General features: G+C 66.4%; 8 protein-coding genes. 5 read left to right on the forward strand and 3 right to left on the reverse strand.

All coding sequences use genetic code 11. From position 1 onward, the window contains the following. A partial coding sequence (locus tag VIR09_RS19560; RefSeq protein ID WP_332014370.1) for an SDR family oxidoreductase occupies positions 1-576 on the forward strand: 576 nt, incomplete at its 5' end. A gap of 66 nt (positions 577-642) precedes the next feature. Here the strand turns inward: VIR09_RS19560 and VIR09_RS19565 are convergent. Further along, positions 643-786, reverse strand: coding sequence for a hypothetical protein (locus VIR09_RS19565; protein WP_158307665.1), 144 nt, complete (start codon positions 784-786; stop codon positions 643-645). A gap of 134 nt (positions 787-920) precedes the next feature. Here VIR09_RS19565 and VIR09_RS19570 point away from each other — a divergent pair, with 134 nt between their 5' ends. Beyond that, positions 921-1,805, forward strand: coding sequence for a crotonase/enoyl-CoA hydratase family protein (locus tag VIR09_RS19570; protein WP_088139906.1), 885 nt, complete (start codon positions 921-923; stop codon positions 1,803-1,805). A 24-nt stretch (positions 1,806-1,829) separates the two neighbouring features. Here the strand turns inward: VIR09_RS19570 and pdeR are convergent, their stop codons facing one another. Together pdeR and VIR09_RS19580 are read right to left on the reverse strand one after the other, a co-directional pair. Next, the gene (gene pdeR / locus VIR09_RS19575; RefSeq protein ID WP_332014371.1) at positions 1,830-3,827 is read right to left on the reverse strand and encodes a cyclic di-GMP phosphodiesterase; all 1,998 of its coding nucleotides are present in this window, start codon (positions 3,825-3,827) and stop codon (positions 1,830-1,832) included. A gap of 287 nt (positions 3,828-4,114) precedes the next feature. After that, positions 4,115-5,110, reverse strand: a complete 996-nt coding sequence (locus VIR09_RS19580; RefSeq protein ID WP_332014372.1) for a tripartite tricarboxylate transporter substrate binding protein — start codon at positions 5,108-5,110, stop codon at positions 4,115-4,117. Between the two features lie 220 nt (positions 5,111-5,330). On the opposite strand from VIR09_RS19580, the gene VIR09_RS19585 reads away from it, so the two are divergent. The 3 genes from VIR09_RS19585 to VIR09_RS19595 all read left to right on the forward strand — a co-directional run bounded on the left by VIR09_RS19585 (position 5,331) and on the right by VIR09_RS19595 (position 8,746). Next, positions 5,331-7,106, forward strand: coding sequence for an IlvD/Edd family dehydratase (locus tag VIR09_RS19585; RefSeq protein WP_332014373.1), 1,776 nt, complete (start codon positions 5,331-5,333; stop codon positions 7,104-7,106). Between the two features lie 8 nt (positions 7,107-7,114). Then, entirely contained in the window at positions 7,115-7,798 is a 684-nt protein-coding gene (locus tag VIR09_RS19590; RefSeq protein WP_332014374.1) for a GntR family transcriptional regulator, read from the forward strand. Positions 7,799-7,921: 123 nt separating this feature from the next. Then, the gene (locus tag VIR09_RS19595) at positions 7,922-8,746 is read left to right on the forward strand and encodes a class I SAM-dependent methyltransferase (RefSeq protein WP_332014375.1); all 825 of its coding nucleotides are present in this window, start codon (positions 7,922-7,924) and stop codon (positions 8,744-8,746) included. The last annotated feature ends 454 nt before the right edge of the window (positions 8,747-9,200 follow it).

Consider the following 9,200-nt stretch of genomic DNA (forward strand, 5'->3'; position numbering starts at 1 on the left):
GGCCGCGCCCTGGCGGTGCGCGCCGACGTGTCGCAGGCAGCCGAGGTGCGCGCCATGTTCGACCAGGTCGAAGCCGGACTGGGCCGCATCGACGTGCTGGTCAACAGCGCCGGCATCCTGAAGATGGTGCCGCTGGCCGAGACCAGCGACGAACTCTACGAACAGACCTTCGGCATCAACACCCGCGGCACCTTCAACACGCTGCGCGAAGCCGCCACGCGGCTGGCCGACGGCGGCAGCATCGTCAACGTGTCCAGCACCACCATCGCGCTCAACCTGCCGAACTACTCCGTCTACATCGCCAGCAAGGCGGCGGTGGAAAGCCTTACCCAGGTACTCGCCAAGGAGCTGCGCGGCCGCCGCATCACCGTCAACGCGGTGGCGCCCGGTCCCGTCGCCACCGAACTCTTCCTGAACGGCAAGAGCCCCGAGCTGATCGAGCACTACGCCAAGATGCCGCCGCTGGAACGCCTGGGCCAGCCCGAGGACATCTCCAATGTGGTGTCGTTCCTGGCAGGCCCCGACGCCGGCTGGGTCAACGGCCAGATCCTGCGCGCCAACGGCGGCGTCGCCTGAATCGGCGTATTCCGCAACCGCAAGACGCAAGCCCGCGCGGCCGCCCGGCCGCGCCATCCCTCATCCCTACGCATGAGCGCGCAGCCGCAGGCGCGCGCGCGGCGCATCGCCCGGATCGCCGCGAATTTGCGTGTATCCCTCATCCGTTTTACCCATGCCGCCATCGCCTGATGGGTTGAGCGGCCGCGCGCGCTGATTGCTTTTCTCCACTGATCACTCGGGCCTTTGACTTACGGACAAGTCTGGCCAGCTGGACGAGGTTTGCATGAGACGGGAGCCGGAAGGTCTGTATTAGGCTGACCCCGTAGTACTCCGACTCACCTTGATCAATTGGACGAAAGTAAATGAATCAACTCATTCATCCGGATTGCCACCCCTTCACCGCCGCGGGCAACCTGAAGCAGCTCTCGGCGTTTTATGAGGAGGGACGCCGGGTCATGTGGATGATGCTTCGCGCTCAACCGCGTCCGTGCTTCAACCATGAACTGATCGACGAGATCATGACCCTGGCGCGCGCCGCCAAGGACTCCGGCCTGCCCATCGACTTCTGGGTCACCGGCTCGCTCGTGCCTCAGATCTACAACGTGGGCGGCGATCTGAATTTCTTCGCGGAAGCGATACGCACCGGCAAGCGCGAAGCGCTGCGGGCGTACGCCCGGGCTTGCGTGGATTGCGTGCATGCCGCCACCCGCGGCTTCGATACCGGCGCGATCTCGCTGGCGATGATCGAAGGCACCGCCCTGGGCGGCGGCTTCGAGGCCGCGCTGGCCCACCACTTCGTGCTGGCGCAGAACACCGCCCGCATGGGCTTTCCCGAAATGGCGTTCAATCTCTTCCCCGGCATGGGCGGCTACTCGCTGGTGGCGCGGCGCTCGGGCATGAAGCTGGCCGAAGAACTGATCAGCACCGGCGAATCTCACACCGCCGAATGGTTCCATGGCAAGGGCCTGGTCGACGTGCTGTTCGAGCCGGGCGACGCCTACAAGGCCACGCGCACCTTCATCGACGTGATGCGGCCCAAGCTCAACGGCATGCGCGCCATGCTGCGCGCGCGCCAGCGCGTGCTGAGCCTGCCGCGTTCGGAGCTGATGGACATTACCGAGGATTGGGTCGAAGCCGCGTTCTCGATCGACCCGAAGGACCGCGCCTACATGGAGCGCCTGGTAATGGCGCAGAACCGCCGCAGCTCTTCCAGCGCGGAGTCCGCGCTGGAAGCCACCATGCATTGATGCGGTAGTGTGAAGCCGGCTGCCTCAGGCGATGAGATGCAGCCGGCGGCGCTGGGCCAGCCAGGCGGTGAGTTCCGCCGCCGGCATGGGCTTGGCGTACAGGTAGCCCTGCTTGGCGTCCACGCCCAGGGTGTCCACAAAAACCGCCTCTTCGGTGGTTTCCACGCCCTCGGCAATCACCTTCAGTTCCAGCGTGCGCGCCACGGCCACGATGGCGCGCGCCAGCGCCTGCGACACCGGGTTCTCGTTGACGCCGCGCACGAAGCTGGCGTCCAGCTTGATCGCGTCCAGCGGAATGCGGGCGAGCTGCGACAGCGACGAATAGCCGGTGCCGAAATCGTCCAGGTGGACACGTGCGCCCAGCTGCCGGAATTGCTTGATCAGTTCGATGGCGGCGCCCTCGTCGTCGATCAGGCAGCTTTCGGTCAATTCGATATCGAGCAGGCAGGGATCCAGGCTGGCGTCGTTGATGGCGCGCATGAAGTCGCTGACCACGCCCTTGTCGTTCAGCTGCCGCGCGGACACGTTGATGGCGATGCGGATGTTCAGGCCGTCGCGCTTCCAGGCTGCGGCCTGCCGGGCCGCTTCGCGCATGACCCACACGCCCAGCGGCGAGATCAGGCCCGATTCCTCGGCGTAGGGAATGAAGACGCTGGGGCCGACCATGCCGCGCTCGGGCGAGCGCCAGCGCACCAGGGCTTCGACGCCGTCGACCTCGCCGTTGCGCCCCGCCAGCTTGGGCTGGTAGTACAGCATCAGGTGGTCTTCGGCCAGGGCCTTGCGCAGATTGGTGTCCAGCCAGACGTAGTCCGCATTGCGGCGGTCCATCTCGGGCTGGAACACGCGGTAGGTATGGCGCCCCGCTTCCTTGGCCACATACATGGCGATGTCGGCGCTGCGCACCACGCTGTCCAGGTCGGCGCCGTGCTCGGGGTACATGGCGATGCCGATGGAGCAACTGGTGTAGACCTCGATCAGCCCCTGGCGGAAGGGCTCGCGCAGGCGCTCGATGATGCGCTGCGCGGTGGCTTCCAGTTCCCAGGCCTGGGCGGCTTCGTGCAGCACGATGAACTCGTCGCCGCCCAGCCGCGCCAAGGTCTGGCCTTCGGCCAGGCAGGACGAGATCGCAACCGCCACCGACTTGAGCAGGCGGTCGCCGAAGCCGTGGCCGTAGTGGTCGTTGATGCGCTTGAAATTGTCCAGGTCCAGGAACAGCACGCCGCCCGTCCCATCCTGGCCCGCCGCCAGCGCCGTCTTCAACCGCGTGGTGATCGCGTGGCGGTTGGGAAGGTTGGTCAGCATGTCGGTGTTGGCCAGCACCCGCAGGCGCTCCTGCGCCTGGCGTTCCTCGGTGATGTCGGTGCCCGAGCAGATCAGGTAGACGCGCTTTTCGCCGCTGCCGCTGGTGACAAACTTGTTGCGGAACAGGAAGAGGCGCGGTCCCTTGACTGTATTGATGAGGCGCTCGGCCTCGTAGGATTGCCCACGCTTGTAGAACTCGGCGATATTGCGGCGCGAGGCGATCGCCTCTTCGCGCGTCATGAACATCTCGAAGACGCTGCGGCCGATGATGTCCTGCTCGCGCTTGCCGGTGTATTCCTCGCTGAGCTTGTTGAAACGCTGCACGCGGCCGTTCTGGTCGACGATGACAATGACCGAGTTGGCCTCGGACACCACGGTCTCGGCGAAGGACAGTCCTTCGACCAGGTCCTTGGCCACGGATTCGGTATCGGAATGCGCGGATGCGGTACCCGCCCATTCATTCGGATTGATCTTGCGGCCTACCAGATGGAGCCGCAGCATGTCGCCGTACAGCGAGATGTCGATGCGCACGCTGGAGGTGATGCCGGTCAGGCTGCGTATCGTCTCGGCCTGTTCCGGGCGCAGCGCCATCGCGATGTTGGCGGCGCCCTTGACCGCCGCGAGTTCGAACGCGTCGCTATCGGCGGACAGACGCCAATAAGGACTGTGCGTACCGAAATGCGTGTACAGAATCGACTTTTCGTCCTGGTCGTCTGTCATTGTTATCCCCCTTCTGCCGCCCTGGGAAGGCCCGCAAAATACATTACGGCCTAGTCTATTCGGGGTCAACCACTGTATACAATCTCGCGAAGTTTTTGTTGCGGTTTATTGCGTCCCCATTGGTGGTTCATAGCGCAAATCTTTGCATGCGCAGCTTTTTCAGTGCGTCTTCCGCGCCAGGCACGCAAGCCTTGTTGCGTCTTTCTCGACCGCGCGCGCAAACAAAATCGCCGGGAGTTCCGGGCGGAACTTCCGGCGTGTGACGTAAAGCCGCAACCTTGGGAGTATCAGTCCCCCTTCACACCCGCTTCGTCGATGACTTTGGTCCAGCGGGCCAGCTCGGCCGAGACGCGGGCGCCGGCGTCGGCCGGCGTGGTCCAGGTGGCGATGGCGCCCTGGTTCAGCAGCGAGGCCTTGACCTCGGGCTTGGCCAGGATTTTCTTCAGCTCGCCGTTCAGGCGCTCGATCACGGGCGCCGGGGTATTGGCAGGCGCCACGATGCCGAACATCGAACTGACCTCGAAGTCCTTCAGGCCCGCTTCGGCCGCGGTCGGCACGTCCGGCAGCGCGTCCACGCGCGCAGCCGACGTCACCGCCAGCGCGCGCAGCTTGCCGGCCTTGATGCTGCCCTGCGCCGCGGGCACGGTTTCTATCATGCTGAGCACCTGTCCGCCCATCAGGTCGGTCATGGCCGGACCGCTGCCCTTATAGGGCACGTGCAGCACCTCGACGCCGGCGGTGCGCTTGAACATTTCGGCGGCCAGATGCTGGGGCGAACCGTTGCCGGCCGAACCCATGGTCATATAGCCGGGCTTGGACTTGGCCAGCGCGATGAACTCGGCCAGCGTTTTCGCCTGCACCGACGGATTCACCACGAACACCAGCGGCACCGTGCCCACGATGGATACCGGCGCGAAACTCTTCTCGACGTCATAGGTGACGCGGCCGCGGTACAGGGCGGCATTGATGGAATGGCTGGTCAGCGCGCCCATCAGCAGCGTGTAGCCGTCGGGCTGCGCCTTGGCCACCTGATCGGCGCCGATGTTGCCGGCAGCGCCCGCCCGGTTTTCCACGATCACCGACTGGCCGAGCGCACCCGTCAGTTCCTGCGCCAGCACGCGGCCGATCACGTCGGTCGCGCCGCCGGGCGGGTAGGGCACGATCATGCGGATGGGCTTGTCGGGGTAGGCGTCGGCGGCCAGGGCGGGAGCGGAAACGCCGGCGCACAGGGCCAGCAGGGAAAGCAACACGGCGCGGCGCGGCCGCAGACGCAGGTCTGACATGTAGGTCTCCTGCCGGGATGGGTATAGGAATGAAACGGACGCCCGGCTCGTCAACCGCGCCAGTGTAGGGTCCGGAACTTGATTGAAGAAGCAGAATTTTTCTATCGACTGATCTATGCGAAAGATCAATTGAACAGCACCGATAAATCGCTTGCGGGCGCTTTCAAAGGCTGGATATGATGCTCCCGTTAAATTATCAATAATATTATCGAGATCAAAAATGAAGGACCAGACCAAGAACGGCGCAGCGGCACCGGGGCCTTTCGACAGCGCAGGCACGGCCGCGCGCGGCGTGGCCCGGGGGCTCACCAACTACGGCGACACCGGCTTTTCGCTGTTCCTGCGCAAGGCCTTCATCAAGGGCGCGGGCTATACCGACGACGCCCTGTCGCGTCCCATCATCGGCATCGTCAACACGGGCAGCAGCTATAACCCCTGCCACGGCAACGCCCCGCAGTTGATCGAGGCGGTCAAGCGCGGCGTCATGCTGGCGGGCGGCCTGCCCATGGACTTCCCCACCATTTCGGTGCACGAGAGCTTCTCCCAGCCCACCAGCATGTACCTGCGCAACCTCATGTCCATGGACACCGAGGAAATGATCCGCGCCCAGCCCATGGATGCGGTGGTGCTGATCGGCGGCTGCGACAAGACCGTGCCGGCCCAGCTGATGGGCGCGGCTTCCGCCGGCGTGCCCGCCATCCAGCTGGTCACCGGTTCCATGCTGACCGGCTCGCACCGCGGCGAGCGCGTGGGCGCCTGCACCGACTGCCGCCGCTACTGGGGCCGCTACCGCGCCGAAGAGATCGACGCGGCCGAGATCGCGGACGTGAACAACCAGCTGGTCGCCAGCGTGGGCACCTGTTCCGTGATGGGTACGGCCAGCACCATGGCCTGCATCACCGAAGCCCTGGGCATGATGGTGGCCGGCGGCGCTTCGGCCCCGGCCGTCACCGCCGACCGGGTGCGCGTCGCCGAGAAAACCGGCGCCACGGCGGTCGCCATGGCCGCTACGCGCCTGACCCCGGACCGCATCCTCACCGGCAAGTCCATCGAGAACGCGTTGCGCGTGCTGCTGGCCATCGGCGGGTCCACCAACGGCATCGTGCACCTGACGGCCATAGCGGGCCGCCTGGGCATAGACATCGACCTGGCCGGCCTGGACCGCATCAGCCGCGAGACGCCCGTGCTGGTGGACCTGAAGCCCTCGGGCCAGCACTACATGGAAGACTTCCACCACGCCGGCGGCATGCCGGCGCTGTTGCGCGAACTGCGCCCCTACCTGCACCTGGACGCGCTGACCGTGTCGGGCCGCACGTTGGGCGAGGAACTGGACGATGCCCCTGCCGCCTTCCCGCAGGACGTGATCCGCACGGCAGCCTCGCCCATCTACCCGGTGGGCGGCCTGGCCGTGCTCCGCGGCAACCTGGCCCCGGGCGGCGCCATCATCAAGCAATCCGCCGCCAACCCCAAGCTGATGGAGCACGAGGGCCGCGCGGTGGTGTTCGAGGACGCCGAGGACATGGCGCGGCGCATCGACGACGAAGCGCTGGACGTCACCGCCAATGACATCCTGGTGCTCAAGCGCATCGGCCCGACCGGCGCGCCCGGCATGCCCGAAGCCGGCTACATGCCCATCCCCAAGAAGCTGGCGCGCGCCGGCGTGAAAGACATGGTGCGCATCTCCGACGGCCGCATGAGCGGCACCGCGGCAGGCACCATCGTGCTGCACGTCACGCCCGAAGCCGCCATCGGCGGCCCGCTGGCCTATGTGCAGAACGGCGACCGCATCCGCCTGTCGGTGGCCAACCGCGAGATCGCGCTGCTGGTGGACGACGCCGAACTAGCGCGCCGCGCCGAGGCCCAGCCCATGGTCCGCCCCACGGCCGAACGCGGCTACCGCAAGCTGTTCCTGCAGACCGTGACCCAGGCCGACCAGGGCGTGGACTTCGACTTCCTGCGCGCCGGCGTCACGCACGACACCGTGCCGAAGAAGTAAGCAGACCCATGGACGCCATCACGCCCGACGCCTTGCAATCCCAGGCCCTCGACGCCGCGCAGGCGGCGGTCGCCATCCTGGAAGAAGACATCGTCTTCGGCCGGCTGCACCCGCGCCAGCGCCTGACCGAGGACGAACTGATGGCGCGCTTCGCCCTGAAGCGCCATGTGGTGCGCCAGGTCCTGGCCGACCTGGAAGCGCTGGGCGTGGTGGAGAAAAAGCGCAACATCGGCGCGGTGGTGCGCGCGTACTCGGTGCGTGAAGTCATGGAGCTGTACGCGCTGCGCCAAGTGCTGGAGGTGCATGCCGCCAGCCAGATCCCGCTGCCCGTGCAGCAGGCGCGGCTGGCGGCGCTGGTGGCCGTGCAGCGCGAACACGACGCGGCGGTCGCCGACGGCGACGCGCGCCGCGTGTTCCGCAGCAACCAGCGCTTTCACCGCGAACTCTTCGGCCTGCTGGACAACGCGGTGCTGGGCCAGGCCATCCAGGAATACGCCCGCCGCACCCACCCCATCCGCTTTGGATCGCTGGCCGCCGCCGGCTACCGCGAACGCGCCCGCCAGGAACACTGGGCCATGATCCACGCCCTGCGCGATGGCGACCGGGAGGCGTTGATGGTGCTATGCCGGGAGCATCTGCTCCCGTCGCGGGATGCCTATCTGGCGGCGGAACAGGCGCGGTTGGGGGCATAGGTCCATGCCGAGCGCCTGTCGCCAGGCGGTCTCGCCTCGCCTAAAATAGAGTTTCCCAGCCGCCGGACGCGGCTGCGTTCAATCTGAAGACCGCCCCGCGCGGCCGCTTTGGAGTCGAACACCATGAACACTTCCACTGGCGATCGAGTCTTCTCCGGATCCATCCCGCAGTTCTATCAACGGTACATGGTTCCCCTTATCTTCGACCCCTATGCCACGGACCTCGCCCGGCGAGCGGCGGCGCTACGTCCTGCGGCCGTCCTGGAAATCGCGGCCGGCACGGGCGCGGTGACACGGCAGCTCGCGGAGCAGTTGCCCGCCGCCACGGCCATCGTGGCGACCGACCTCAACCCGGCCATGCTGGAGCAGGCCCAGGGTCTGGGCACCAGCCGCGCCGTCACTTGGCGCCAAGCCGACGCCTTGCAGCTGCCTTTTGAGGACCAGGCTTTCGATGCCGTGGTGTGCCAGTTCGGCTACATGTTCCTGCCGGACAAGGCCGCCGGCTTCGCTGAGGCCCGCCGGGTCCTGCGACCAGGCGGAACATTCCTGTTCAACGTCTGGGACCGCATCGAGGACAACGCGTTTGCCGACACCGTGGAACAGGCCCTGGCGCGGCTGTTTCCCGGTGATCCCCCCAAGTTCATGAGCCGGGTACCCCACGGCTACTATGACGCGGCCGTCATCGCCGCCGATCTGGCCCGCGCAGGATTCACCGGGCAGCGAACGTTGGAAACCGTCGCCCTTGAAAGCCGGGCGGACACACCGCAGATGGCCGCGATCGCCTATTGCCAGGGGACGCCGCTGCGCAACGAGATCGAGGCCCGCGGCGCGAATATGCTGGATCAGGCCATCAACGTCGCGACCGATGCGCTGCGTGCACGCTACGGCGCGGGGCCCATCGCGGGAAAGATCCAGGCGCATGTGATCACGGCGCCGCGCAGCGCATAGCTGCGCGACGACCGCGTAATGAACCGGCGGCGGGCAGCCATTTGTCCCCGCCGCGCCGTCCGGGTTAAGCTTGCAACCCTCTCCCACATCCACCGGAGCACTCAGAGTGAACAAGTAAATGCCGGGATGCCCACGCATCTTGCCTCCCCTCGCTGCCTGGCGCGCGAGCCGCATTGCTTGTTCCATTCTGATGTCTTGCAGGTCCCGGCCCCTATCGGCGCGCCGCGGCCGGCTCTTGTGAGGCACAGGCTCGCGGATTGCGCGTCCATCGGCAGTTTTCCCCATCAGCAGAAGGAAAACGCAATGCCTGCCCCGCAGACTGACACTATCGATATCTACCATCACAACCGCGCCGCCTGGGACCGCCAGGCCGCGCAGCAATGCGCCTGGTCGCAACCGGTAAGCGCCGAAACGATCCAGGCCGCGCGGCGCGGCGACTGGCAGGTGCACGTCA

The organism is Achromobacter sp. (assembly GCF_036567245.1).
Lineage (GTDB): Bacteria > Pseudomonadota > Gammaproteobacteria > Burkholderiales > Burkholderiaceae_B > Achromobacter.